A 26,246-nucleotide genomic window follows, 5' to 3' on the forward strand; every position below is an offset into this window, starting at 1 on the left:
AAGTGACGCGAATCTGGCACTGAATCGTTAAGCTGTCCAGCAACCGCCTAATTATGTGAGATAGATCACTAATATTCAGGGATCACCCATCCACATTGAGTGATGGTGATCACATAATCGCAGTGTAAAAAAAGTACACCGGGGGATTTTTAACCCTGATTGACCTTTTAATGTGACTAAAATCACATTTTGTTATGACGTCTTTGTTATTCATTTGTGATCTACTTCACAAAGTATTTTGGGGCAGATTAATCCTAATGTGATCCAGTTAAAATCTGGGCGTTGACAAAAAACGGCGGGCAAGAAAAGGATGAAAGTAAATTACAGCGAAGCGGCTGGCAGAAAGCGCGGCGTTGAATGCCGCGCTGGAATGAAAAGTTAGTTATCTAAATCCGCGACAATGCCGCGCGCCTGAGCAAACAGCTGCTGGTAATGGGCGTCGCTGTCGCCGATCCCTTCTTCCACGCCGATGGTGTTATAGAGGAACTCAATTTTTGCATCTTCCACGCCCAGATACCCCATTGAGCCATGAATGTAATCGGCCATGTTTTTTTCCCAGCCATATTTCACAAAGCCTTCGTGAGAACCGCCGACCAGCGCCACCCAGCGGATTTTCTTATTGCCCAGCGTGCTGCCTGGCCCGTAGCCCAGGCCGTAGTTCCACACGCGATCCAGATAGCCTTTGAGCATCGCCGGGAAGCTGTACCACCACACGGGGAACACCACGACCACGGTGTCTTTACTTTCTAACTCGCCAAACAAGCGATGAACTTCCGGGGAGTACTGTTTCTGCGGGTTGCTCCAGTCCGGTTCGTCCTCCACGCCCAGCGCCGGGTTAAAGCCGCTGCGGTACAGATCGAGGGAGGAAACGTTAATGCCGCGCTCAGCCGCTTCGCCCTGAATTTCCTGCACCACCTGCGCGGTTAGCGACTCACTGCGCGGGTGCGCCCAAACAATATACATATTCTCTGATTTCATGGAGTTATCTCAGCCAGTGGGGATGTGCGTTCACTTTACGACCGCTGGATAATTCTGTAAAACGTAGTATTTGAAATGGGTTAATGAAGGATTTTCACTAATGGCGCTGAATTTTACCGACTTCGCGACCTTTATCGCCGTGGCGCGGCACAAAAGCTTTCGCGCCGCCGGGGACGAGCTGGGGCTGTCTCCTTCGGCCATCAGCCACGGCATCAAGCAGCTCGAACAGCGCCTGAAAATTCGGCTGTTCAACCGCACCACCCGCAGCGTCTCGCTGACCGAGGCTGGCAACAACCTCTACGAGCGCCTGCGCCCGGCCTGCGACGAAATTCATACCATTCTCGATGAGGTGAACTCGTTTCGCGACACGCCGATGGGCACGCTCAAAATCAACAGCTCGCGGCTGGCTTCACGCCTTGTGCTGATGCCGCTGGTAGCCGGGTTTACCGCCCGCTATCCCGACATCAAAGTCGAAGTGACCACCGACGACAGGCTGGTGGATATCGTGAAGCAGGAGTACGACGCCGGGATACGGCTGAGCACCACGGTGGAAAAAGACATGATTGCCGTTTCTATCGGCCCAAAAACGAGGATTTGCGTGGTTGCCACGCCGGAATACCTGGCGCAAAACCCTACGCCAGTACACCCTCGCGAGCTGGTGAATCACTGCAGCGTCATCTTCCGCTTTCACAGCGGCCGCCCTTATTGCTGGGAGTTTTACGGGCCCGAAGGCAAGCTGGAAGTGACTCCCTGCGGCAACATCATCGTGGACGATCTCGACTCCGAGCTGGAGGCGGTGTTATGCGGCGCAGGTATCGGCTATCTCTACCAACAACAGGTCGAAGACCATCTGGCGAGCGGCAGGCTGGTGTCTATGCTCGAAGACTGGCTGCCTGAGCTGCCGCCGTTCCAGTTCTATTACCCAAACCGCCAGTACATGCCCAGCGCGCTCCGCGCCTTTGTCGATTACATAAAAGCGCCGCAGGCGTAGACTTTTTCACCAATGTTGGGTATCTGTTTCATACTTACCTCAAGTTGGCAAAAACGGATAATGTCATGAAACTGATCGGTAACTACACCAGCCCCTACGTGCGAAAGATCTCGGTCATCCTGCTTGAAAAAGGCCTCAGTTTTGAATTTATTAACGTCAACCCGTGGGTTGGTGACAGCCCCGCCCCGCAATACAACCCACTAGGCAAAGTCCCAACGCTCATCACCGATGAAGGCGAGCGCTGGTTTGATTCGCCGATCATCGCCCAATACCTTGAGTTACTGAACATTGCACCAACGCTGATCCCGCACGACCCAAAAGCGGCACTGAAAGTGCGCCAGCTTGAGGCGCTTTCCGACGGCATTCTGGACGCCGCGTTAACGTCAGTGCGTGAGAAATTGCGCCCGGCAGAACAACAGTCTGAAGAAGTCCTGGTGCGCCAGCGCGAGAAAATTGGCCGCGCCCTCGACCTGCTGGAAGAATACGCCGCCGACGGTACGCTAACCGCAGAGCCGCTCAATCTGGCCAGTATTTCTGCGGCCTGCGCAGTGGGCTATCTCAATTTCCGCCCCGTTTCACCGGGCTGGTGCGTGAATCGCCCTCACCTGGTCAAGCTGGTGGAACAGCTGTTCCAGCGCGAGAGTTTTGCCCGTACCGAACCGCCCGCGGCATGATCTGCGGCCAGGACAGGGGACGTAGTCCCCTGTAATATCGCCCACAAATTTCTTAATTCAGCCCCTGCCATGACGACAGCTCAAACACTTTTTAGCCATCTTCCGGCGACCGACCGCCTGCTGCGCGATGCCGCCTTTACCGCCCTGCTTGCCGAGTTCGGCCACACCCGCGTGGTTGCCACGCTGAGAACACTGCAAAACGAAGCGCGCGAGCACATCCGCTCGGCAAGCAAGCTGCCGGACTGGAGCGAGGACTGGGCGAAGAAAACGCGCAGCGTGCTCGAGGCAGGCCAGCGCAGCGCTCTCCAGCCCGTGTTCAACCTCACCGGCACCGTACTGCACACCAATCTTGGCCGGGCATTGCAGGCAGAAGAGGCGATTGCGGCAGTGACGGAGGCCATGCGCTCAGCCGTCACGCTGGAATATTCGCTGGACGACGCCGGACGCGGCCACCGCGATCGCGCCATTGCCGACCTGCTTTGTGAGCTGACCGGGGCGGAAGATGCCTGCATCGTCAACAACAATGCGGCGGCGGTGCTGCTGATGCTGGCGGCCTGTGCCAACGGCGGTGAAGTGCTGGTTTCGCGCGGCGAACTGGTGGAGATTGGCGGCGCGTTTCGCATCCCCGACGTCATGCGCCAGGCGGGCTGCACGCTGGTTGAAGTTGGCACCACCAACCGTACACACCTGAAAGATTACCGCGCGGCAGCGGGTGAAAACACCTCGCTGCTGATGAAGGTTCACACCAGCAATTACCACATTGAAGGCTTCACCAAAGCGGTTAGCGAGGCCGAGCTGGTTACGCTAGGCAACGAACTCAACCTGCCGGTCGTCACCGACCTGGGCAGCGGTTCGCTGGTGGATTTAAGCCAGTGGGGTCTGCCGCCTGAGCCGATGCCGCAGCAGCTGATTGCCGACGGCGTGAGCCTGGTGAGTTTCTCCGGCGACAAACTGCTCGGCGGCCCGCAGGCCGGGATCATCGTCGGCAAAAAGGCGCTGATCGAGCGCATTCAGAGCCACCCGCTGAAGCGCGCGCTGCGGGCCGACAAAATGACGCTGGCGGCGCTGGAAGCCACCCTGCGGCTGTACCAGCACCCGGAAACTCTTATTGAACGCCTGCCAACCCTGCGCCTGCTGACCCGCAGCGCCGAAGATATCCAGCTGCAGGCCAGCCGCCTGCAGCCCGCATTTGAGCAGCGTTTTGGCGAGCAGTTCGACGTGCGCGTTGAGGCGTGCCTGTCGCAAATCGGCAGCGGCTCTTTGCCCGTTGATCGCCTGCCAGGCGCGGCTCTGACTTTCACGCCGAAAGACGGACGTGGCACAACGCTCGCCTCGCTGACGCAAACCCTACGCGAGCTGGAAAGACCGGTCATTGGCCGCATTGCCGAGGGCCGTCTGTGGCTGGATTTACGCTGCCTGGAAAACGAAGCGCTATTGCTGGAGGGACTCGCCCAGTGATTATCGCCACCGCCGGGCACGTCGACCACGGCAAAACCACCCTGCTTCAGGCGCTGACCGGCGTAAACGCAGACCGCCTGCCGGAAGAGAAAAAACGCGGCATGACCATTGACCTCGGCTACGCCTACTGGCCGCAGCCGGATGGCCGGGTTATCGGCTTTATCGACGTGCCCGGGCATGAAAAGTTTCTCGCCAACATGCTGGCTGGCGTCGGCGGCATCGATCATGCCCTGCTGGTCATCGCCTGCGACGATGGCGTGATGGCGCAAACCCGCGAACATCTGGCGATTTTACAGCTGACGGGTAACCCGCAAATCACCGTCGCGCTGACTAAAGCCGATCGGGTGAGCGACAGTCGTATTGCGGAAGTCCGCGATGAAGTCGCCGCGCTGCTGGGCGATACCCAGGCCGCTATTTTTGTGACCGCCGCCACCAGCGGTGAAGGTATAGAGGCACTGCAGCAGCATCTTATTGGGCTGCGCGAACGCCCTCACGCCACTGCACATCGCTTCCGCCTTGCCATCGACCGCGCCTTTACGGTGAAGGGCGCAGGGCTGGTTGTGACCGGCACGGCGCTGAGCGGCGAAATCAATATCGGCGATTCACTCTGGCTGACTGGCGCAGAAAAACCGATGCGCGTGCGCGGCCTCCATGCTCAAAATCAGCCGGTAACCCGCGCGATGGCCGGGCAACGTATTGCGCTGAACATCAGCGGTGACGCGGAAAAAACCGACATCAGCCGGGGCGACTGGCTACTGAGCGACAAACCGCTGCAGCCGGTTGAGCGTGTCATCGTCGAGCTGCAAACGCTGCAGCCGCTTCAGCAGTGGCAGCCGCTGCATATTCACCATTCTGCCCGCCACGTAACCGGGCGAGTTTCCCTGCTGGAAGGTAATCTGGCCGAGCTGGTGCTGGATGTCCCGCTGTGGCTGGCGGATAACGACCGCCTGGTGCTGCGCGATATCAGCGCCCGCACCACGCTCGCTGGTGCCCGTACCGTGCTGCTTCATGCGCCACGCCGCGGCAAACGCCAAGCTGCTTTCCTGAACTGGCTGGGTGAACTGGCAGAAACCACCGATGATCAACAGGCGCTGGAAACACATCTGACTCGCGGAGCCGTGCTGCTCAACGAATTTAGCTGGGCGCGCCAGCTAACGGCGCAAGGGCTTCAGGCCCTGCTTGCACAGCCAGGCTATTTGCAGGCGGGCAATGCGCTGCTAAGCCCGGACGTGGCCGCTGCCTGGCAGCAAAAACTGCTCGACGCGCTGACGCGTTACCACCAGCAGCATGACGATCAGCCAGGGCCGGGGAGAGAGCGCCTGCGCCGTATGGCGTTGCCCACAGAAGACGAAGGCCTGGTGCTGTCGCTCATCGAAAAAATGCGCGGTGAAGGCCTGCTAATGAGCCGCCAGGGCTGGCTGCATCTGCCGGGGCATGAGCCTGGGTTTTCCGCGGCACAGCAGGCCGTGTGGGATAAAGTCGACGCCCTGTTTGGCGACGAGCCGTGGTGGGTACGCGACCTGGCCAAAGAAACCGGTGAAGAAGAACAGGCCATGCGGCAGCTGCTAAGATCCGCCGCTCAGCAAGGGCTGGTCACCGCGATTCTGAAAGATCGTTATTACCGCAACGATCGCCTGCAGGCGTTTGCCGATCTGATCCGCGAACTGGATCAAACCCACGGCACGACCAATGCCGCTGACTTCCGCGACAGGTTGGGCGTGGGCCGCAAGCTGGCGATTCAGATTCTGGAATATTTCGACAAAATTGGCTTCACCCGGCGGCGCGGCAACGACCATCTGCTGCGCGATAAGGCGTTATTTTTACCGGCGTAACATTCCATTCTGCGGGAAGAGGTCTGCTCTCTTCTCCGCAGGGAATCCGTGAAGCGTGTCGTAAAGCCGACGCGAAATGGCGAAGAAACAGGCAGCCCGAACTACCCTTGTGAGTGAACCATCACAAGGAGACGGCCATGACAAACAATCCTCCCGATACCCGTATTATCCCCGGCGAGTATGGTTTCCCGCTCAAACTCAAACCCCGTTACGACAACTACATCGGCGGCCAGTGGATTGCCCCGGTTGGCGGCCAGTACTATGAAAACCTCACCCCGGTAACCGGCCAGCCGCTGTGCGAAATCGCCAGCTCCGGCAAGGCCGACATCGACCTGGCGCTGGACGCCGCCCATGCAGCTAAAAAGGGCTGGGGGCAGATGTCCGTGCAGGAGCGCGCCACCATCCTGCTGAAAATTGCCGACCGCATGGAGCAAAACATTGAGCTGCTGGCGACGGCAGAAACCTGGGACAACGGCAAACCGATTCGCGAAACCAGCGCCGCCGACGTGCCGCTGGCTATCGACCACTTCCGCTACTTCGCCTCCTGTATTCGAGCCCAGGAAGGCGGCATAAGTGAGGTGGATAAAGACACCGTCGCCTATCACTTCCACGAACCGCTTGGCGTGGTGGCGCAAATTATCCCGTGGAACTTCCCGTTGCTGATGGCGAGCTGGAAAATGGCCCCGGCTCTGGCGGCAGGTAACTGTATTGTACTGAAGCCTGCGCGACTGACCCCGCTCTCCGTGCTGCTGCTGATGGAGCTGGTTGGTGACCTTCTGCCGCCGGGCGTGGTTAACGTTGTGAACGGCGCGGGCGGCGAAATAGGTGAATACCTGGCAACCTCCAAACGCATCGCTAAAGTGGCGTTTACCGGCTCCACCGAAGTCGGCCAGCAGATCATGCAGTACGCCACTCAGAACATCATCCCGGTCACGCTGGAACTGGGCGGAAAATCCCCGAACATCTTCTTCGCCGACGTGATGGAAGAGGAAGACGCCTTTTTCGACAAGGCGCTGGAAGGCTTTGCGCTGTTCGCCTTCAACCAGGGCGAGGTCTGTACCTGCCCGAGCCGCGCGCTGGTGCAGGAGTCTATCTATGAGCGCTTTATCGAGCGAGCCATTCGCCGGGTGGAAGCCATCCGCAGCGGCAACCCGCTGGACAGCCGCACCCAGATGGGCGCGCAGGTGTCTCAGGGGCAGATGGAAACCATCCTCAACTACATCGACATCGGCAAGAAAGAAGGCGCGGACGTACTGACCGGCGGGCGCAGAAAAGCGATGACGGGCGACCTGCAGGCGGGCTACTACCTTGAGCCGACCATCCTGTTCGGTAAAAACAACATGCGTGTGTTTCAGGAGGAAATTTTCGGGCCGGTGCTCGCCGTCACCACGTTTAAAACCGTGGAGGAGGCACTGGAGCTGGCGAACGACACCGAATACGGCCTGGGCGCGGGCGTGTGGAGCCGCAACGGCAGCCTGGCGTACAAAATGGGGCGCGGTATTCAGGCCGGGCGCGTGTGGACCAACTGTTACCACGCCTACCCGGCACACGCGGCGTTCGGGGGCTATAAACAGTCCGGGATCGGGCGCGAGACCCATAAGATGATGCTGGAGCATTATCAGCAGACGAAGTGCCTGCTGGTGAGCTATTCCGATAAGCCGCTGGGCTTGTTCTGAGGATTGACCCTCACCCTAACCCTCTCCCTGGAAGGGAGAGGGAACGATTTAGCGTTGCCTGTTAGATATTTTCCCTGCCTCGCCTGAGGAGAGGATTGCTTCACCTTCCACTTCTTCCCCTGGCTCATCCGGGGAGAAGACTGCTCCACCTTTCACTTCTTTCCGCCCTCTCCCCTTTGGGGAGAGGGCCGGGGTGAGGGGGAAAATCTAGCGCAGCCGCTCAGGATGCGTATAAACCGTCGCCCGTCCTGGCCGATTAAAGCCCACCAGCGTCAGATTTGTACGCTGCGCAACCTCAACCGCCAATGAGGTCGCCGCAGACACCGCGAACAGGATTTCAATGCCGCACATCGCGGCCTTCTGCACCATTTCATAGCTCGCACGGCTCGACACCAGCGCAGCGCCGTTGTGCCAGGGATTACGGCTGCGAATACCCAGCATTTTATCCAGCGCCACATGGCGGCCGATATCTTCCCGCCCGTCGAGGATCTGCCCATCAGGATCGAGCCATAGCGCCGCATGGGTACAGCCGGTTAGCTCGCCGACAGGCTGGTAGTCGCGCATGTTCTTCAGCGCCGCATCCAGGTTTTCCAGGGCAAACGTCTGGGTAAACGACAGCGGCGGCACCGGGCGGCCAATATCGTTTAACTGCTCGACGCCGCACACGCCGCAGCCGGTTCGCCCGGCCAACGCCCGGCGGCGCTCTTTCAGCCCCATAAAGCGGCGGCTGGACAGCTCAATCTGTACTTCAATGCCGTTGCAGGACGGCGACACGTCCATCCCGTAAATCTCCGCAGGATTTTCGATGATGCCTTCTGACAGCGAAAACCCGAGCGCAAACGCTTCGAGGTCTTTGGGCGAAGCCATCATCACAACGTGTGAAATACCGTTGTAAACCAGCGCGACAGGGACTTCCTCCGCCAGCCAGTCGGTTTCGGCTACGGTGAGATTGCCCCGGTGCCAAAGCTCAACGGTGCTGGCACCTGCGATCTGCGCCACAGTTTCTTTTTCAGAGTGGTGAAATTTGTTCACTTTGTTTTAACCATTCGAGAACACCCTCAGTACCAATGTGGTATTCTACTTAATACCCCTTCCGGATGAAGGGAAGTAAGCCATCAAAATCTATATTGGTTCCAATTGTGAACCTTTGCGGGTAACCCCGCAAAAATAAATCCTAAGCAATGTGAAATGTCGAAATGTAAGGAGCGATCCATGCAGGTCAGCAGAAGGCAGTTCTTTAAGATCTGTGCTGGCGGTATGGCAGGCACCACGGCAGCAGCACTGGGCTTTGCCCCAGGCGCTGCGCTCGCGGAAACCCGGCAGTACAAGCTGCTGCGCACCCGTGAAACCCGTAACACCTGCACATACTGCTCCGTGGGCTGTGGGCTATTGATGTATAGCCTCGGCGACGGTGCAAAAAACGCAAAAGCCTCAATTTTCCATATCGAAGGTGACCCGGACCACCCGGTAAACCGCGGCGCGCTGTGCCCGAAAGGGGCCGGTCTGGTGGACTTCATCCACTCCGAAAGCCGCCTGAAAACGCCTTCTTACCGTGCGCCAGGCTCTGATAAATGGCAGTCAATTAGCTGGGACGATGCCTTTGACCGCATCGCGAAGCTGATGAAAGAAGACCGCGACGCCAACTTCATCGAAAAGAACGAACAGGGCACCACGGTCAACCGCTGGCTCTCCACGGGGATGCTTTGCGCCTCCGCGTCCAGCAACGAAACCGGCTATTTAACCCAGAAATTTTCCCGCGCCCTCGGCATGCTTGCCGTGGATAACCAGGCGCGTGTCTGACACGGACCAACGGTAGCAAGTCTTGCTCCAACATTTGGTCGCGGTGCGATGACCAACCACTGGGTTGATATCAAAAACGCCAACCTCATCGTGGTGATGGGTGGGAACGCGGCAGAAGCGCATCCGGTGGGATTCCGCTGGGCGATGGAAGCCAAAATTCACAACGGCGCGAAGCTGATTGTGATCGATCCTCGCTTTACGCGAACCGCTTCGGTGGCGGATTTCTACACGCCTATCCGTTCCGGGACCGACATTGCATTCCTGTCGGGCGTCCTGCTGTACCTGATAAACAACAACAAATTCAACCGCGAGTACGTCGAGTCTTACACCAACGCCAACCTGATTGTGCGTGAGGACTTCGGCTTCGACGACGGCCTGTTCACCGGCTACGACGCGGCAAACCGCAAGTACGACAAAACCACCTGGAACTACGAGCTGGATGAAGAAGGCTTCGCCAAACGCGACCTGACGCTTCAGCACCCGCGCTGCGTGTGGAATTTGCTGAAAGAGCATATTTCCCGCTACACGCCGGACGTGGTGACCAGCATTTGTGGTACGCCGAAAGAAGACTTCCTGAAGGTGTGCGAGTACATCGCCGAAACCAGCGTGGCGGACAAAACCGCGTCGTTCCTGTACGCCCTGGGCTGGACACAGCACTCCATCGGCGCGCAGAACATCCGCACCATGGCGATGATCCAGCTGCTGCTCGGCAACATGGGGATGGCAGGCGGCGGCGTTAACGCCCTGCGTGGCCACTCCAACATTCAGGGTCTGACCGATCTCGGCCTGCTTTCCACCAGCCTGCCGGGTTACATGAACCTGCCGAGCGAAAAACAGGTGGATATCGACAGCTATCTGGCGGCCAACACGCCGAAACCGCTGCTGAAAGGCCAGGTGAACTACTGGGGCAACTACCCGAAATTCTTCGTCTCGATGATGAAAGCCTTCTTTGGCGACAAAGCGACGAAGGAGAACAGCTGGGGCTACGACTGGTTGCCGAAGTGGGACAAAGGCTACGACGTGCTGCAGTACTTCGAGATGATGAGCCAGGGCAAGGTCAACGGCTATCTGTGCCAGGGCTTTAACCCGGTGGCCTCGTTCCCTAACAAGAACAAGGTCGTGGCCTCGCTCTCGAAGCTGAAGTTCCTGGTCACCATTGACCCGCTGAACACCGAAACCTCCAACTTCTGGCAGAACCACGGCGAGATGAACGACGTTGATCCGTCGCAAATCCAGACCGAGGTGTTCCGCCTGCCGTCCACCTGCTTCGCAGAAGAGAACGGCTCCATCGTCAACTCCGGCCGCTGGCTGCAGTGGCACTGGAAAGGGGCGGATGCGCCAGGGGAAGCGCTGAACGACGGCGAAATCCTCTCCGGCATCTTCACCCGCCTGCGCCACATGTACGAACGCGACGGCGGCAAAGTGCCTGAGCAGGTGCTGAACATGACCTGGCAGTACCTGACGCCGGACAACCCGGCGCCGGAAGAAGTGGCCATGGAAAGCAACGGCAAGGCGCTGGCAGACCTGATTGACCCGGCCACCGGCGCGGTGCTGGTGAAAAAAGGGCAACAGCTCAGCTCCTTTGCTCAGCTGCGCGACGACGGGACAACGTCCAGCGGCTGCTGGATCTTCGCCGGGAGCTGGACGCCGGACGGTAACCAGATGGCACGCCGCGACAACGCCGACCCGTCAGGCCTGGGCAACACGCTCGGCTGGGCATGGGCGTGGCCGCTTAACCGCCGCATTCTGTATAACCGTGCCTCCGCCGATCCGTCGGGTAAACCGTGGGATGAAAAACGCCGCCTGATCTCCTGGGATGGCGCGAAATGGGGGGGCATCGACGTGCCGGACTACAGCACCGCCGCGCCGGACAGCGGCGTCGGGCCGTTTATCATGCAGCCGGAAGGGCTGGGTCGCCTGTTTGCCCTCGACAAGATGGCAGAAGGGCCGTTCCCGGAACACTACGAGCCGTTTGAAACACCGCTGGGCACCAACCCGCTGCACCCGAACGTGGTCTCCAACCCGGCAGCCCGCGTGTTTAAAGATGACCTGGAAGCAATGGGCACGCACGACAAGTTCCCGTATGTCGGCACCACCTATCGTCTGACGGAGCATTTCCACTACTGGACCAAACATGCGCTGCTGAACGCCATCGCGCAGCCGGAGCAGTTTGTCGAGATTGGCGAGAAGCTTGCCAACAAGCTCGGCATCGCCCACGGCGACACGGTGAAGGTCTCCTCCAACCGCGGCTATATCAAGGCCAAAGCGGTGGTGACCAAGCGTATCCGCACGCTGGACGTTCACGGTCAGAAGGTGGACACCATCGGGATCCCGATTCACTGGGGTTACGAAGGCGTGGCGAAGAAAGGCTTTATCGCCAATACCCTGACGCCGTTTGTCGGGGATGCCAACACGCAAACGCCAGAGTTTAAGGCGTTCCTGGTCAACGTGGAAAAGGTGTAACGGAGACGAATTATGGCTTATCAATCTCAGGACATTATCCGTCGTTCCGCCACTAACGGCTTCACGCCCGCGCCTCAGGCGCGGGATCACCAGCAAGAGGTCGCCAAGCTTATCGACGTCACCACCTGCATCGGCTGTAAGGCCTGCCAGGTGGCGTGCTCGGAGTGGAACGACATCCGTGATGAAGTGGGGCACAACGTCGGGGTGTACGACAACCCGGCGGACCTGACCGCCAAATCCTGGACGGTGATGCGCTTCTCGGAAGTGGAGCAGAACGACAAACTGGAATGGCTGATCCGCAAAGACGGCTGTATGCACTGCGCGGATCCGGGCTGCCTGAAGGCGTGCCCGTCGGAAGGGGCTATTATTCAGTATGCCAACGGCATCGTCGACTTCCAGTCCGAACAGTGCATCGGCTGCGGCTATTGCATTGCGGGCTGCCCGTTCGACGTGCCGCGCCTGAACCCGGAGGACAACCGCGTCTACAAATGTACCCTATGCGTGGACCGTGTCACCGTGGGCCAGGAGCCTGCATGCGTGAAAACCTGCCCGACCGGGGCGATTCATTTCGGCTCGAAAGAGGATATGAAGACCCTCGCCGGCGAGCGCGTGGCGGAACTGAAAACCCGTGGTTATGACAACGCAGGTTTGTACGATCCGGCAGGCGTTGGCGGGACGCACGTCATGTACGTGCTGCACCATGCGGACAAGCCGACGCTGTATCACGGCCTGCCGGAGAACCCGTCCATCAGCCCAACCGTGAAGTTCTGGAAAGGCGTCTGGAAACCGCTGGCCGCCATCGGCTTTGCGGCGACCTTTGCCGCCAGCGTCTTCCACTACGTTGGGGTCGGCCCGAACCGTGCCGATGAAGAGGACGATAATCTGCACCATGACGACGACGAGGTGCGTAAATGAAAAAGCAACCGACCATTCAGCGTTACAGCGCGCCGGAGCGCATCAACCACTGGATCACCGCCTTCTGCTTCGTGCTGGCGGCGGTGAGCGGACTGGGCTTTTTCTTCCCGTCCTTCAACTGGCTGATGGGCATTCTCGGCACGCCGCAGCTGGCACGCATCCTCCACCCGTTCGTTGGGGTGGTGATGTTCGCCTCCTTCATCATCATGTTTTTCCGTTACTGGCACCACAACCTAATCAATCGGGATGATATCTTTTGGGCGAAGAATATTCGTAAGATCGTCGTCAACGAGGAAGTGGGAGACACCGGGCGCTATAACTTCGGCCAGAAATGCGTGTTCTGGGCGGCGATTATTTTCCTGGTGCTGTTGCTGGTGAGCGGCGTGATTATCTGGCGTCCTTACTTTGCGCCAGTCTTCCCAATTCCGGTTATTCGATTTGCGTTAATGCTGCATTCATTTGCCGCGGTAGCGTTAATTGTGGTTATCATGGTGCATATTTACGCCGCCCTTTGGGTAAAAGGCACCATCACCGCGATGGTGGAGGGCTGGGTTACCACGACGTGGGCGAAGAAACATCACCCGAAATGGTACCGCGAAGTCCGCCAGAAACAGGAAAAGTCATCTGAATGAGTATTCGCATAATCCCGCAAGATCAGCTGGAGAAGAGCGAGAAACGCACGGCGGAAGTGATTCCGCCGTTATTATTCCCCAGGCTCAAAAATCTCTACAACCGCCGCGCTGAACGCCTGCGCGAGCTGGCTGCCAGCAACCCACTGGGCGATTATCTGCGCTTTGCCGCGCTGATTGCCCACGCGCAGGAAGTGGTGCTGTACGACCACCCGCTGGAGATGGATTTAACCGCCCTGATTGCCGAGTCGGCCAAAACCGGCAAGCCGCCGCTGGATATTCACGTCCTGCCGCGCGACCCGCACTGGCAGCGCCTGCTGCAGTCGCTGATTGCCGAACTGAAGCCAGAAATGGACGGCCCGGCGTTAGCGGTGATTGAAAATCTTGAAAAGGCTTCTTCGCAGGAGCTGGAAGAGATGGCCACCGCGCTGTTCAACGCCGACTTCGCGCTGGTCAGCAGCGACAAGGCACCGTTTATCTGGGCTGCGCTGTCGCTCTACTGGGCGCAAATGGCGACGCTTATCCCCGGCAAAGCCAAAGCCGAATACGGCGAACAGCGCCAGTTCTGCCCGGTTTGCGGCTCGATCCCGGTTTCCAGCATGGTGCACATCGGCACCACCAACGGCCTGCGTTATTTGCACTGCAACCTGTGCGAAACCGAATGGCACGTGGTGCGCGTGAAGTGCAGCAACTGCGAGCAGACCCGCGACTTAAACTACTGGTCGCTGGACAGCGAACAGGCGGCGATCAAAGCCGAAAGCTGCGGCGACTGCGGCACCTACCTGAAAATTCTCTATCAGGAGAAGGACCCGAAAGTGGAAGCCGTCGCCGACGACCTGGCCTCGCTGGTGCTCGATGCCCGCATGGAGCAGGAAGGCTTCGCCCGCAGCAGCATCAACCCGTTCTTATTCCCCGGCGAAGGGGAATAAATCTGCCCTACCGGCCAGCCTTCACTGGCCGGTAATTTCGTTCCCGGCAATCAGCCGCGCTTAATCATCTGCACAACCTGATCGTTTTGGATCTGATGCTCCACGCCCTGTGCGTCGTAGTAACGCGTCAGCCCCGTCTGCTTGTCCAGCTCCGGCTTGCCTTTGGTCACGATCATTTCGCCCGTTTTAGTCGACATCACGTAGCTACTTGAACAAGCCACCGCCGACAGCGCAACCACGCCCACCAACATCACCCCGAACAGTTTGTTCATTTTTGCCAACCCGTTATTGTTTTAGACGCCGGATTGTAGCTGGATGAAATGCAACCGGTTGTTAACGAGTATTGCTAAGGGAGACTGGGGAAGAGGCGTCTCCGTAGCAGCTCATGCCACCGCACAATCTGCCCTCTTCTTCCATTAGACATTTTCCACTCGGCAAGAGACTCTGTCAGCGCACACCACAACACTCTGACAGTCCGTCACTTTCTCTTATCAGGATATTATCTATGTCAGTCACAGAACCCGTCATCCGCCAGTATGAGGCGTACAATGCTCACGATCTCGAGGCCTTTGCCGCCTGTTTTAGCGAAGACTTCATCGCTTACCGCCCACCTGCCACCACGCCTTCGCTGGAAGGACGTGATGCCCTTTATGCTTTCTATAAAGAACATCGCTTCAATAACCCGGCCCTGCGAGCAGAAATCATTTCCCGTACCGCGCTGGGCAACAAGGTGTTCGACCACGAGAAGATCCACGGCCTGAGCGATGAACCGATTGAAAGCATGGCGGTTTTCGAAGTAGAAAACGGATTGATCAAAACGGCCTGGTTCTTTTTTGGCTGAACCCTGCCAGCCATAAATAATGGGTTTACCCGACCAGTTTGTCGGCATAGGATATGTATATTCATCCAGTAAAAGGACGTATTATGGCTCTTGAACCCGCTATTGCCCGGCTGGTGGATGACTTTATTGCCGCCGGTCGCCCCTCTTCCCGCCAGCAAAGTTTTGCCGAACGCCGGGCGGGATATGTCGCCAGTACCGTGCTGGCCGGTGAAACGGAAACCAGAGTTCAGGTGGAAGATATATCCCTGGAGGGAATACCGTTACGGGTCGTGTCTCCACTCGACGCCAGTGGAACACTGCCGACGGTGATTTATTATCACGGCGGCTGCTTTGTCAGCGGTGGGTTTGCCACTCACGATAATCAGCTCCGCCAGTTAGCTTTTCACAGCGGATGCCGGATCATTGCCGTACAGTATCGCCTGGCCCCTGAACACACTTACCCTGCCGCCCATGATGATGCCGAACGTGCCGCCATATTAATCAGGCAGCACGCCATGAATTTAGGCGTCGATAGTGAGCGTATCACGCTTGCCGGAGACAGCGCGGGCGGGCAAATCGCCCTGGTAACTTCCCTGCGCCTGAAAGCCGCCGGGGAATGGCTCCCGGCCAGCCTGATACTGATTTATCCCATGCTCGACGCCGGTGCCACGCTGCCAAGCTACCGGCAGAACGGCGAAGACTATGTCATCACCCGCGATACCTTGCTCAGCGGCTTTGAAGCTTATTTCCCGGGAACGGATGTGATGCACCCGGAAGCCAGCCCACTGTGGCGCGAGGATTTTGCCGGGCTGCCACCGGTGCATATCATCACCGCCGAATACGATCCCCTGCGCGATGAAGGTGAGCGACTTTATTCCCACCTTACAGAACAAGGTGTGACCGCAAGTTGCCAGCGTTATTTGGGCGTGATCCACGGCTTCTTCCAACTGGGCGGTATTAGCCTGGCGGCAAGAGATGCCATGCGAGACATCGCCTGGCGAACCGCGTCAACAGGGTGATTCCCAGGCTGTTAGACTGATTTAGTAAAGAATTTCACTTTAGGCGCAGGATATATTCTTACTGACCCATTGGGTAGCAGCAGGAAACCCGGTATACTCCGCCCCGCCTCCATGTAGCAATGAAGGCGCGGAAGGTCGTCGTCTCCGGTGAGGCGGCTGGACTTCAACTCCAGTTGGTGCCGCCAGCGGCGCCGGGCAGGTTCGACTCCTGTGGCTTTCCGCCAAAATTAAAATATCAAAAACATCTAAATAAAATAATTGGTTGAGAATATTAAAATATTTCCACCAAAGCACATTAATGTTTTAGAGTGCAATTTATTTCATGCAGTCGTCCAGAAATCCGCAGTACGTCTTATTCATTTCCAGTGCGATAAAAATCTTATACATTCATAGATGATGCCGGCCACTTTCAGGTACGGAAATATTGCAACGCTCTGTTAATCCCGATGTTTAACCTTCTGAACGACAGCCTGCGAGCGCCCCGCTTTGTACGCACAGATTCAGGTCTGGCAATAATCGATAGCCCTGCCGGAAATAATATTCACTAGACTCTCACCCTGCCCTCTCCTTGAAGGAGAGAGAGGGGAAATACAGCTCAAATCATGCGGGCATTTACCGTCGAAGAAGCCCGAATAAACTTTTAAGATGTATTAGATTAGGTGGCCCCCGGCCAGATGAGCATTTTTGGATGCCGGAACAGCTTAAAGCGTCCGGCTGGCCTTATAGAGCTGGAACACCGTCCGCGTGCTAAAGCCAAGGCGCTCATACAGGCTAATTGTCGGCTGGCTGTCGTCACGCACATGCAGGAACGGCGTTTCTCCCCGGGCGTGAATTTCTTTTCGCAGCTGACTCATCAGGCGGCGGGCAATGCCCCGGCCTCGCCAGGCATCGTCCACGCAAACCGCGCTGATTTCGGTGTAGCCTTCAAGGCGAAAACGTTCGCCAGCCATCGCGATCAGCTGTCCTTCGTGGCGCAACCCAATATAGTTGCCCATTTCCAGCGTGCGGAGCCCAAAAGGCCCCGGCTTTGTTCGCTGCGCCAGGTCCAGCATTTCTGGCGCATCCTGGGAGCCAAGCCGGATAAACGTCTCTGGCAGGTCATCCGCCGGGGGCCGAGTGTCGATCATCTGCCGGACTTTAAACATCGGCTCCAGGCTAAGCCCCGGCACAGCAGGCAACGCCTCTGTAGCCACAACCACGGCGGCACTACCCGGCAACAATAATGCTTTCAGGGCACTTAACGCTTCCGGTTCAGGCGAGCAGATCCCCGCGAACGGGCTGATCTCATGTGGATACAACCGGGCTAAACCTTGCCCTTCCGCCAGATGCGCATGCGCGCCTGTTAACGCAGCCCAGACAGGATTATTCAGGCCGCTGAAATCGACGATTGCCATAAAAGCCCTTACATAACAGAACGCAGAATCACAACCGAAAACGTCACGGTCGCGCCAAACCCGGACAAAAAGGCCAGCGTGCGAACAACGGGCACACCTGCCGTATACACCACGTAATGCACCACTCTTGCCCCAAAGTAAATCTTTGACGCCAGCGCCGTGGCAGGCGTGCTGATCCCGATAGCCGCAGCAATAAGCACCAAAGGCGCAAACACGACAAGGTTCTCCACCGCATTGGCATGGGCAGCTTTAGCACGCTGCGCCCAGGTCGGCACACCAAAAAAAGCAGGGCCGGGATTGCCCATCGCCGACAGCGGCCCGAGCGTTTTGCCTCTGGCCGCAACATAGGGGAGCCACATCAGCGCGGTGGCAAAGCAAGTCAGCACCAGCAGGTGCAGTTCGGGCGAGTATTTCATCTGTTTTTCTCCGCAAAAGATATCCTGATGCGCAAGAGTGTAAGATTCAGGCTATGCTACAGCCATATTCATAAATGACATTATTGGCATCATTTACGACATGAGAATAACAATCCTGGCGCTGGATGGCGTTTTCGATACCGGCTTAACGGCCATGCTGGATACTTTTGCCACCGCCAATGAACTGGCCCTGGCACAGGGCAGCCCATCGCCGCCCTTTGATGTTCATCTGGCTGGGATAAAAAAACGCGTTCACTCCGCCCACGGGCTGCGGCTTCCTGTCACCCAAGTTAAATCACTCCCGCGCCCCGACTGGGTCGTTTTGCCCGCCCTGAATACGAAACAACCGCAGCAATTGCTGGACTCGCTGAACAGAAAAGACGTCTGCGAAGCCAAAACGTATTTACGTAAAATGGATGCAGACGGCGTCCACATCGCGGCGGCCTGTCTGGGCACCTTTTTGCTGGCGGATAGCGGCCTGCTAAACGGGCAAAGTGCCACCACAACCTGGCTGATGGCCCCGCTTTTTCGCCAGCTTTTCCCGGCCATACATCTGCAGGATGAGCAGTTGATCGTCGCGTCAGGCCGCTATGTCACCGCCGGGGCGATGATGGGCCATCTCGACCTTGCGCTTTGGCTGGTGCGCCGCTCAAGTCAATCACTCGCCGACACCGTCGCTAAGTTTATGCTGGTTGACCATCGCGCCTCTCAGGCTCCCTATATCATTCCGGATTACCTGGCTCACGCTGACCCGTTAATCAGCGACTTCGAACAGTGGTCGCGGCGGCACCTGTCGCAGGGGTTTTCATTGCAGGCAGCAGCTGGAGCACTCCACGTTCACCCACGCACGCTGCAGCGCCGGACAGAAGCTGTGTTAGGCAAGTCGCCGCTGGCTTTTTTCCAGGATTTACGCACCGAGCGGGCAAAGCAGCTGATCGCGGAAGGGAAGAATATCGAGGTGGTCGCCGCAGAGGTGGGCTATGCCGAGGCCGCCACATTGCGCACTCTGCTGCGCCGGAAAACAGGTCGGGGTATCCGGGAGCTTCGCACAGGTTCGAGGTAGAGATACAGGCGCGGAGGGGGCGTTGGTGCCGGTTAGGCGTTGGGCGGGTTTGATTACTGTGACTTTCCGCCAATTAGTCTCTCCTGACTCCAATAAAACTCAAAAACTCCTTTACAGTAGATATAATAGATTTTAATTTATATAGTTATTTACTATATAAAGGTGGGATGTATGAACTCTGGAGATATCATTGCATATATTGGGGCTGCCGCATGGCTACCACAGATTTTTATTTTATAGACAGTTAAAAAAAGCAAAACTAAGGATTTTCTTTAATAATACTGTCGAGATTAGTTATACATCATTTGGTCCCATTCTAAATATAAGAATGAATTTATTATCTGAGAAAAAAATCTTTTATTAGAAGATATATCAATTGAAATAAAACACGCTGATGGCGATACGCACTATCTGAAATGGGTTGGCATTACTGAAACACAAAGTGAAATCCATGATCAGAATGGTAATAAGCAAATTATCACAAAAGATCAACCCGCTATCGCGCTAAATCTTCCGCAAGAACTACTTACTGAGAAATTCATTAAATTTCAAGAGCAAGACAAAATATTGCAAAATGAATTACATTCTCACATTAATTATTTAAAAGGAAAGTTACATTCAAACTTCATTAATGAAGCATTGGAATCAACTCAAACACATAATCTAACTTCATATAGAAAAAACTATTTTTGGTGGAAAAAAGATGAGTACACTATAAAACTTAATATTAAATCACCGAATTCCTTCACACTTGAGAGTAATGTATTTAGTTTAACTCTCGATCAAACAGATATAGATCTAATGAAATATAATTTATCAAGCTTAAAAGATTTTATCGATTGTCAAATTAAACAAACAGAAAACATCGCACTTATAAAGTGGAACTGGATAAACCCTGTTGTACTGAAAAAATAACTTAATCAGAACACAGTGAGAGTGAAGCCTAACTGTGTTCTTACTTCTTAAATTAAACTTCCTACGCTTTTATATTAACACTTCAACCGCTCCAACTCCTTCCGCCCCAGTTCCTTCAACCAATTCCCAAGGCTCATGCCAGCGTCTTTCGCTGCAACTTCAAACTGGGCTTTCAGTTCCGGTGTGATACGTATCTGAAATGTCGGAGATAACCCCTTTCCCTTAGGACTTTTATCGCGTTTGATAGTTGACATGTACGTACGTAATCCTCAGTATGTGCTTATCGCGTACGTACATTATAACGATACGCGGTATAGAGCAACGCCCCGGCAGTGCAGCAACACATGCCGGAGCGTTTAGCCACAACGTTCTACGTAAAGGAACAACGCCATGGCTAACCACGATAGTACCACAACCGCTAATCCCCAAAGCCTGGGCTTTCAACCAGTTACCCAATCTGAGATCTCAGCCCTCTTAAAAACCCCGCTCGGTACCTCTCACGACCTCTTTCAGGTGCTGGATATTTGCGAGCGATACGCTGAAGTCCTGATTGAGAATAAAGACATCGTCGAGCGCATGGCGCTATGTGGCCGCCTGTATGCCGGGCTGGAAGTGTTGAAAGTTGTGCTGGATAAACCGCTGCCGGAACATCTGATTGCATCTCTCACCGCTGAAAAGAGCGAGATTAAGGATGATAACTGGACCCTGACGGCTGAGTCTGACCTCCTGCGGGAATATTGCAGCGCCCTGACGCTCGTGCTGCTGAACCAGCAGGAGTCCGCCGAGCAACAGGGCACGATTACCGGCCTGTTATTCGAGCTGATTAACGTCCTGAACGACAGCCTGCGAGCGCCCCGCTTTGTACGCACAGATTCCGGTCTGGCAATAATCGATAGCCTGGCCGGAAATAATCTTCACTAGACCCTCACCCTGGCCCTCTCCCTGAAAGGGAGAGGGAAAAATACAGCTCAGCGATTCAGCCTGTATAGATCTAAACAAGCATCACCATAAATTACATCGGCGGCGTCAGCCCGTTAACCCCGGCGGAAATCCCGCGCGCCACGGCCTGACCTTTGTCGTCTTTGGTGGCGAACAGCACCACTTTCGCGCCCGGCTTCAGCACGGATTTATCGGCGGGGCTAATCAGCACCACCGGCACGTCGTCCGGTACCTGCACGGTTTTCTGCTGGCCGTGGAATTTCACCGTCATCGTGCGCCCGTGGCTGTTCACGAGGGTGCCGACCGTGCCGTTGGTCATGGTGTTCACCTGGCCGTTGGCGGATTCAAACGGATTAAACCCTTCCCCGGAACCGCGCAGGCTCGGGGCAAAAACATGCACTTCCAGCGCCTTCAACGTGCCGTCCGCCTGCGGCACGGCGGCGGTGCCAATAAAGCTGTCGGGCTTGATGTCGCTCATCTTCGCTTCACTCACGCCGTTGATGCGGGTTTTGTCCGTCAGGCCAACGGAGAGCTTTTCCCCCTGCCGGGTAGTGATTTGCAATGAGGAATCATTGACCGCGTCAATGGTGCCGCGCACCGGGGTAATGACATTGTCCGCTGCCGCTGCGCCCACGCTCAGCAGCAGGAGGCTTAAGGCCGGGATAAACAAACGAGGCTTGATCATGCTTTCTCCAGGTTCAGGTCAGGTTAAGAACTGCTCTGGATCAAGATTAACCGCCAAATGAATCCCGGGGGTGAAAGAGTGTGTTCAAACGTTTCCTGAACCACCCGAAACGTGCTCTTTTGCGAAGCGAATAAGGCGCTTAATCAGCGGCGTGCGTTCCCGCTTGCGGTAAAGCATCCAGATAGCCGAAGGGATTTCTGCCCCGGCAATCGGTCGATAGACCACGTCCGGCACGCCGATAGTTTTCGCCATGATCTCCGGGATAACCGCGATGCCGTTGCCCAACGCGATATGCGCCAGCACTTCGGTCAGCGTACTGGAACGGATGGCATCGTTGAGCACAAATCCGCCGCGGCGGGCGACTTCATGCGAGCCGGAAGTCTGCTCCGGCAGAATAAAGCTTTCCCCGGCCAGAGCAGCAGGGTCGATAGCGTCCTTGTCGGAAGCAAGGCGGTGGGAAGCGGGCAGCGCCAGGCAAAAACAGTCGCTTTGCACCAGCAGATGCCCGACTTCCGACGGCAGCGCAACCGGGGCGCGCACAAACCCAACGTCGATTTTGCCCTCCACCAGCGCCGCCGCCATGCTATCCATCAGCACTTCTCGTGCGCCAAGCGAGATATCAGGATATCGCCCCCGAAACGCCCCCATCACCGAGCTAAGCGTCCCCGACCAAAGCGAAGACGCTACATAACCGACGCGAATGTAGCCCTGCTCGCCGCGTGCGGCGCTCAGTACCCGTTCACGCGTCAGTTCAGCCTGGCGCAGCGTGGCTTCCGCCTCTTCACGGAAAATCTCCCCGGCCTGGGTCAGCTGCACGCGCCTTTTGGTGCGTAAAAACAGCGGGGTACCGAACTCCCGTTCAAGCTGGCTGATTTGCACCGAGAGCGTAGGCGTGGAGATATTCAGCGTTTCCGCCGCCGCGCCAAAATGGAGCGTTCGGGCAACTTCGAGGAAATACCGCAGATGGCGAAGCTCCATGTTTACTCCTGATTATTAGGTATTAACTAATAATAATGCCGAACGTGGAAATTGAATACCGCGCCCCGGATCGTGAAGCTTAAGGCGTGTACTTTCCGCGTTTTCGGAGCTTTTATGTCTACTGTGCTGGCCGCGCCCGTGGCCAAAAACGACACCACCGTGCTGCTGGTTGCTTCCATGGGCTGCGCGATGACGGTCATCGACACGAATATCGTTGGCGTCGTGTTGCCGACCATCGCCCGCGGGCTGGACGCCACGTTTGCCGAGATGGAGTGGGTGATCGGCGCTTACGTGCTTTGCTTCTCTTCCCTGCTACTGCCCGCCGGTTCGCTGGCAGACCGCTTCGGCAGGCGACGGATCTTTTTATTCGGCATCGCCCTGTTTGCCCTGGCGTCTCTCGCCTGCGGGGCAGCCACCACCATCCTGATGCTAAATATTGCCCGCGCACTCCAGGGTGTAGGCTCGGCGTTCTTGCTGGCACCGGCGCTGGCGATCATCGGCCACACCTTCCGCGAACCGCAGGCCAGAGGCCGCGCCTGGGCCATCTGGGGCGGCATGATGGGTATCACCATGGTGCTCGCGCCGCTGGCAGGCGGCATCATCAGCGCGTATTTCGGCTGGCGCTGGGCGTTCTACATCAACATCCCCATTTGCCTGCTGCTGGCGATGGCGGTGCTGCGCACCATTGAAGAATCCAGTAATCCAGCCGCCGGTAAGCCGGACGTACACGGCATTTCGCTGTTTATCGCCGCCATGTTTTCTCTCACCTGGGCGCTGATCCTCGCCCCGGAGCACGGCTGGGGCAGCCCCGAAGTGATGGGGCGTTTTATCGCCTCAGCCTGGTTCTTTCTGTTCTTTGCGCTGGTTGAACGCTACAAAACCCAGCCAATGCTGGATTTACGCCTGTTCCGTTCGCTGCCGTTTATTGGCGCGGTGCTGGCCATGTTCACCTATGCGGCCACGGCGCAGGTGATGACCTCGCTGCTGCCGCTGATGCTGCAAAACGTCGAGGGGAAAACCGCCCTGGCGTCCGGGGTGGGTATGCTACCGTTCGCGCTCGCCATGCTGTTCTTCCCGATGGTGGCCCGCTGGATGGCACACCGCATGGCCGCCCGCTGGATCTTAGCCGCCGGGTTAGGGCTGGTTGGCGTCGGCAACCTGATTATCGCCAGCGGCGTGCTGGCGCAGTGGCCCTGGCTGGTTATCGCCGGGATGGCCGTGCTGGGCAGCGGCGGCGGCATTCTTAATGGTGAAACACAGAAGGCGATTATGGGCACCGTGCCTCACGAACGAGCAGGCATGGCTTCGGGCATCAGCACCACGGCGCGCTTCTCCGGCATTCTGCAAGGTTTTGCGCTGCTGGGGGCCATTCTGGCCGGGCATACGCGCCATACGCTGACCTCCGTAATGCAGGCCAACAACCTGCCGGTACACGACGATTTTATTACTCAGGTCGTGGCCGGAGATGTGCAGCGAGCCCTCGCGCTGTGGCCGGAGCAACAGGCTCAAACGCTAAGCACACTGATCCGCCACAGCTACGCCAGCGGCTTCTCGCTGATGCTGGTTTGCGCCGCGCTGTTCGCTTTCTTCATTGCGCTGGTTGTCGTTTTCACCGTTCGGGACCACGCCGGGAGTCAGCCAAAATGAATGCTATCGACGTTGACTTCCGTTTTGCACTTTTCAGCGATGTTCACGCCAATTTACCAGCACTCGAGGCCGTTTTGCAGGACATTGACCGCCACCACATCAACCAAATTTGGTGCCTGGGCGATCTGGTGGATTTTGCGCCGTGGCCGAATGAAGTGATAAACCTGATTCGCGGCCGCGGCATTCCAGTAGTGATGGGCAACCACGACCGCCGCGTGGCAATGGACGAGCCGGTCACACCGCTTGCCAAACACTCCGCTGCAGAACAACAGGCTCGTGAACAGGCGATAGCCTTGAGCAAACGCACGCTAACTGAGGAGAACCGCCGCTGGCTCAGCGCCCTGCCCCGGTCAAGAGCGTTTCACGCCGGGCCGCTCAGAATTCTGCTGGTTCACGCCAGCCCGGATTCGCTGTCCGAGTATGTGCACCGCCAGTTCTCCTGCAGCCAGCTCATGAAGTGGCAAACCACGCATCAGTTCGATGTGATGGTTTCCGGGCATACGCACTACGCGGATATTCGCGAATTAGTGCGCAGCGATGGCCGCAGGTTAATCGTCGCCAATACCGGTGCCGTCGGTCGAATCAAACCCGGCGAGCCGCAGGCTACCTGGCTGAGGGGGCATTACCGGCACGGGAAGCTAAAACTGACTATTCAAACGGTAAATTATGACGTCGCCGCCGTGGCCCAGGCGATTAAAAACAGCCCGGTGCCTGACTTTTACGCGGAGGAGCTGTATCAACACGGCATGACCTGCTCGCGGGCGCTGTCTGCATTCTGAGCGGCTGACTATTTCGTGATAAGCTGCGCAATATTGGCGACAGATAACGCCCATCACCAGGTTGATGCGCAATACTGCCTCACTTTCATTGCTTGCCGCTTCAGGAAGAAAAATGGCCTTTAAATACGCACTTGTTCTGCTGGCTCCGCTGCTACTGGCGGCCTGTTCCTCATCGGACAACTCAGGGATGGATCGCCAGGACCGGCAGCGGCTGGACGACAGCTTTATCCGCTCGCCGTGGCCCGATCCCTACTACAACAGCCGCTACCTGACGCCGGAACAGCGCCAGGACATTCGCGACCGCATTCGCGCCGACCAGCTGGAAGCCAGAGGCCGCCGGGATAACAGCACCGACAGCGGCGACGGTTTTGGCCAGCCGGTGCATTTCTAAACGGTCGGCACCGTTCCGCCGTCAATAATGTACTCCGTGCCGGTAATCACGGCGGCACGGTCTGAGGCCAGGAAGGCAATCAGGTTAGCCACTTCTTCAGGTTTAGCCGGGCGGCCAAGCGGGATCCCGCCCAGCGAATCCATAATGATCTGCTTCCCGCCCTCATAATCCGTGCCCGCCTGCAGCGCCAACCGCTCCGCCAGGCGGACAGAGGCCTCTGTTTCAATCCAGCCCGGCGCCACGCGCAGCACCCGCACGCCCTGCGGGGAAACCTCTTTCGACAGGCTTTTGCTATAGGCGGAAAGCGCTGCTTTGGCTGCGGCATAGGCCGTGGTTGCCTCCGGCAGCGGTAAAATCCGTTGAATCGAAGAGACGTGGATAATCACGCCTGAGCCCTGCGCCGTCATGCCCGGCAGCAACGCCCTGTCCAGCCGCACCGCCGGGAAAAGGTTAAGCGCCAGCTCGCGCTGCCACTGCGCTTCGTCCAGCGTCGCATAGCCTCCGGCGGGAGATGATGAGCCGCCGAGCATATGCACGATGATATCCACACCCCCGAGACGCGCCTGCACCGCTTTTACCAGTTGCTCGCAGCCCTCACGCGTGGCGAGATCCGCCGCAAAAAACTCATCATCATGAACGTTTTCAGGCGCATGGCGAGCCACGGTCATGACCTGCGCGCCTAGCTCGCGGAACAGCGCCACGGTCGCCGCCCCAGCCCCCTTCGTGCCGGATGTCACCAGCGCTCTCTTGCCCTTCAGTGTCAAAAAGTCAGTCATCTTACGTTCTCCAGAAAGTCGATATACCTGCCGTATCACTACTCTAAGAACGCGGTATAATTTAAACAATTGGGACAAA

25 protein-coding genes and 1 tRNA gene are annotated in these 26,246 nt (G+C 57.1%); 17 read left to right on the forward strand and 9 right to left on the reverse strand.

What is annotated here, in order from left to right:
* Positions 1 to 378: 378 nt before the first annotated feature.
* On the reverse strand, positions 379 to 978 hold the full coding sequence (locus LH86_RS04275; protein ID WP_039298649.1) for an NAD(P)H oxidoreductase: 600 nt from the start codon (positions 976 to 978) through the stop codon (positions 379 to 381).
* A 100-nt stretch (positions 979 to 1,078) separates the two neighbouring features.
* Here LH86_RS04275 and LH86_RS04280 point away from each other — a divergent pair, with 100 nt between their 5' ends.
* The 5 genes from LH86_RS04280 (at position 1,079) to LH86_RS04300 (ending at position 7,609) form a co-directional block, all read left to right on the forward strand.
* The gene (locus LH86_RS04280) at positions 1,079 to 1,969 is read left to right on the forward strand and encodes a LysR family transcriptional regulator (RefSeq protein WP_039298651.1); all 891 of its coding nucleotides are present in this window, start codon (positions 1,079 to 1,081) and stop codon (positions 1,967 to 1,969) included.
* Positions 1,970 to 2,034: 65 nt separating this feature from the next.
* Positions 2,035 to 2,643, forward strand: coding sequence for a glutathione S-transferase (locus LH86_RS04285; protein WP_039298653.1), 609 nt, complete (start codon positions 2,035 to 2,037; stop codon positions 2,641 to 2,643).
* A 69-nt stretch (positions 2,644 to 2,712) separates the two neighbouring features.
* Complete coding sequence (selA, locus tag LH86_RS04290) at positions 2,713 to 4,101, forward strand: L-seryl-tRNA(Sec) selenium transferase (protein WP_039298656.1); 1,389 nt, start codon at positions 2,713 to 2,715, stop codon at positions 4,099 to 4,101.
* Entirely contained in the window at positions 4,098 to 5,933 is a 1,836-nt protein-coding gene (gene selB, locus LH86_RS04295; protein WP_039298658.1) for a selenocysteine-specific translation elongation factor, read from the forward strand. Before selA ends, selB begins: the two co-directional genes overlap by 4 nt.
* A gap of 137 nt (positions 5,934 to 6,070) precedes the next feature.
* Positions 6,071 to 7,609 (forward strand): aldehyde dehydrogenase family protein, encoded by a 1,539-nt coding sequence (locus LH86_RS04300; protein ID WP_039298661.1) that lies wholly within the window; start codon positions 6,071 to 6,073, stop codon positions 7,607 to 7,609.
* A gap of 207 nt (positions 7,610 to 7,816) precedes the next feature.
* Here the strand turns inward: LH86_RS04300 and fdhD are convergent, their stop codons facing one another.
* A complete protein-coding gene (fdhD, locus tag LH86_RS04305; protein ID WP_039298663.1) occupies positions 7,817 to 8,641 on the reverse strand; it encodes a formate dehydrogenase accessory sulfurtransferase FdhD in 825 nt (274 codons plus the stop codon).
* A 180-nt stretch (positions 8,642 to 8,821) separates the two neighbouring features.
* Between fdhD and fdnG the strand changes: the two genes are divergently transcribed.
* From fdnG to fdhE, 4 genes are read left to right on the forward strand one after another with little or no spacing between them, the layout of a single operon-like run.
* A complete protein-coding gene (gene fdnG / locus LH86_RS04315; RefSeq protein WP_156107008.1) occupies positions 8,822 to 11,872 on the forward strand; it encodes a formate dehydrogenase-N subunit alpha in 3,051 nt (1,016 codons plus the stop codon).
* A 12-nt stretch (positions 11,873 to 11,884) separates the two neighbouring features.
* A complete protein-coding gene (gene fdxH, locus LH86_RS04320) occupies positions 11,885 to 12,787 on the forward strand; it encodes a formate dehydrogenase subunit beta (RefSeq protein WP_008458719.1) in 903 nt (300 codons plus the stop codon).
* On the forward strand, positions 12,784 to 13,419 hold the full coding sequence (gene fdoI / locus LH86_RS04325; RefSeq protein ID WP_039288836.1) for a formate dehydrogenase cytochrome b556 subunit: 636 nt from the start codon (positions 12,784 to 12,786) through the stop codon (positions 13,417 to 13,419). Before fdxH ends, fdoI begins: the two co-directional genes overlap by 4 nt.
* Positions 13,416 to 14,345 (forward strand): formate dehydrogenase accessory protein FdhE, encoded by a 930-nt coding sequence (fdhE, locus tag LH86_RS04330; RefSeq protein WP_039298665.1) that lies wholly within the window; start codon positions 13,416 to 13,418, stop codon positions 14,343 to 14,345. The genes fdoI and fdhE overlap by 4 nt, the downstream gene beginning before the upstream one ends.
* A 50-nt stretch (positions 14,346 to 14,395) precedes the next feature.
* On the opposite strand, the gene LH86_RS04335 is transcribed toward fdhE, so the two are convergent.
* Positions 14,396 to 14,617, reverse strand: coding sequence for a YgdI/YgdR family lipoprotein (locus tag LH86_RS04335; protein ID WP_039298669.1), 222 nt, complete (start codon positions 14,615 to 14,617; stop codon positions 14,396 to 14,398).
* A 233-nt stretch (positions 14,618 to 14,850) separates the two neighbouring features.
* On the opposite strand from LH86_RS04335, the gene LH86_RS04340 reads away from it, so the two are divergent.
* The 3 genes from LH86_RS04340 (at position 14,851) to LH86_RS22540 (ending at position 16,408) form a co-directional block, all read left to right on the forward strand.
* Positions 14,851 to 15,186 (forward strand): nuclear transport factor 2 family protein, encoded by a 336-nt coding sequence (locus tag LH86_RS04340; RefSeq protein ID WP_039298672.1) that lies wholly within the window; start codon positions 14,851 to 14,853, stop codon positions 15,184 to 15,186.
* Positions 15,187 to 15,269: 83 nt separating this feature from the next.
* Positions 15,270 to 16,184 (forward strand): alpha/beta hydrolase, encoded by a 915-nt coding sequence (locus LH86_RS04345; protein ID WP_039298674.1) that lies wholly within the window; start codon positions 15,270 to 15,272, stop codon positions 16,182 to 16,184.
* Positions 16,185 to 16,313: 129 nt separating this feature from the next.
* A tRNA-Sec gene (locus LH86_RS22540) sits at positions 16,314 to 16,408 on the forward strand.
* A 477-nt stretch (positions 16,409 to 16,885) separates the two neighbouring features.
* On the opposite strand, the gene LH86_RS04350 is transcribed toward LH86_RS22540, so the two are convergent.
* On the reverse strand, positions 16,886 to 17,578 hold the full coding sequence (locus LH86_RS04350) for a GNAT family N-acetyltransferase (protein WP_039298677.1): 693 nt from the start codon (positions 17,576 to 17,578) through the stop codon (positions 16,886 to 16,888).
* An 8-nt stretch (positions 17,579 to 17,586) separates the two neighbouring features.
* Entirely contained in the window at positions 17,587 to 17,994 is a 408-nt protein-coding gene (locus LH86_RS04355) for an MAPEG family protein (protein WP_039298680.1), read from the reverse strand.
* Between the two features lie 100 nt (positions 17,995 to 18,094).
* On the opposite strand from LH86_RS04355, the gene LH86_RS04360 reads away from it, so the two are divergent.
* Positions 18,095 to 19,057 (forward strand): GlxA family transcriptional regulator, encoded by a 963-nt coding sequence (locus LH86_RS04360; protein WP_039298682.1) that lies wholly within the window; start codon positions 18,095 to 18,097, stop codon positions 19,055 to 19,057.
* Between the two features lie 989 nt (positions 19,058 to 20,046).
* On the opposite strand, the gene LH86_RS04365 is transcribed toward LH86_RS04360, so the two are convergent.
* A complete protein-coding gene (locus LH86_RS04365) occupies positions 20,047 to 20,226 on the reverse strand; it encodes a toxin-antitoxin system HicB family antitoxin (RefSeq protein WP_039298684.1) in 180 nt (59 codons plus the stop codon).
* A 136-nt stretch (positions 20,227 to 20,362) separates the two neighbouring features.
* Between LH86_RS04365 and LH86_RS04370 the strand changes: the two genes are divergently transcribed.
* Complete coding sequence (locus LH86_RS04370; protein WP_039298685.1) at positions 20,363 to 20,893, forward strand: hypothetical protein; 531 nt, start codon at positions 20,363 to 20,365, stop codon at positions 20,891 to 20,893.
* A gap of 91 nt (positions 20,894 to 20,984) precedes the next feature.
* Here the strand turns inward: LH86_RS04370 and LH86_RS04375 are convergent, their stop codons facing one another.
* Both LH86_RS04375 and LH86_RS04380 read right to left on the reverse strand, forming a co-directional pair.
* A complete protein-coding gene (locus tag LH86_RS04375; protein ID WP_039288852.1) occupies positions 20,985 to 21,596 on the reverse strand; it encodes a hypothetical protein in 612 nt (203 codons plus the stop codon).
* Between the two features lie 84 nt (positions 21,597 to 21,680).
* On the reverse strand, positions 21,681 to 22,574 hold the full coding sequence (locus tag LH86_RS04380) for a LysR family transcriptional regulator (RefSeq protein WP_039298687.1): 894 nt from the start codon (positions 22,572 to 22,574) through the stop codon (positions 21,681 to 21,683).
* 114 nt (positions 22,575 to 22,688) lie between these two features.
* On the opposite strand from LH86_RS04380, the gene LH86_RS04385 reads away from it, so the two are divergent.
* The 3 genes from LH86_RS04385 (at position 22,689) to LH86_RS04395 (ending at position 25,391) form a co-directional block, all read left to right on the forward strand.
* Complete coding sequence (locus LH86_RS04385; protein WP_039298689.1) at positions 22,689 to 24,221, forward strand: MFS transporter; 1,533 nt, start codon at positions 22,689 to 22,691, stop codon at positions 24,219 to 24,221.
* Positions 24,218 to 25,000, forward strand: coding sequence for a metallophosphoesterase family protein (locus LH86_RS04390; protein ID WP_052045546.1), 783 nt, complete (start codon positions 24,218 to 24,220; stop codon positions 24,998 to 25,000). The genes LH86_RS04385 and LH86_RS04390 overlap by 4 nt, the downstream gene beginning before the upstream one ends.
* A 112-nt stretch (positions 25,001 to 25,112) precedes the next feature.
* Positions 25,113 to 25,391, forward strand: a complete 279-nt coding sequence (locus LH86_RS04395) for a hypothetical protein (RefSeq protein WP_039298691.1) — start codon at positions 25,113 to 25,115, stop codon at positions 25,389 to 25,391.
* On the opposite strand, the gene LH86_RS04400 is transcribed toward LH86_RS04395, so the two are convergent.
* Entirely contained in the window at positions 25,388 to 26,167 is a 780-nt protein-coding gene (locus LH86_RS04400; RefSeq protein WP_039298693.1) for an SDR family oxidoreductase, read from the reverse strand. The genes LH86_RS04395 and LH86_RS04400 overlap by 4 nt on opposite strands.
* Between the last annotated feature and the right edge of the window lie 79 nt (positions 26,168 to 26,246).

It is taken from the genome of Cedecea neteri, from assembly GCF_000758325.1.
GTDB classification, from domain to species: Bacteria; Pseudomonadota; Gammaproteobacteria; order Enterobacterales; family Enterobacteriaceae; genus Cedecea; species Cedecea neteri_B.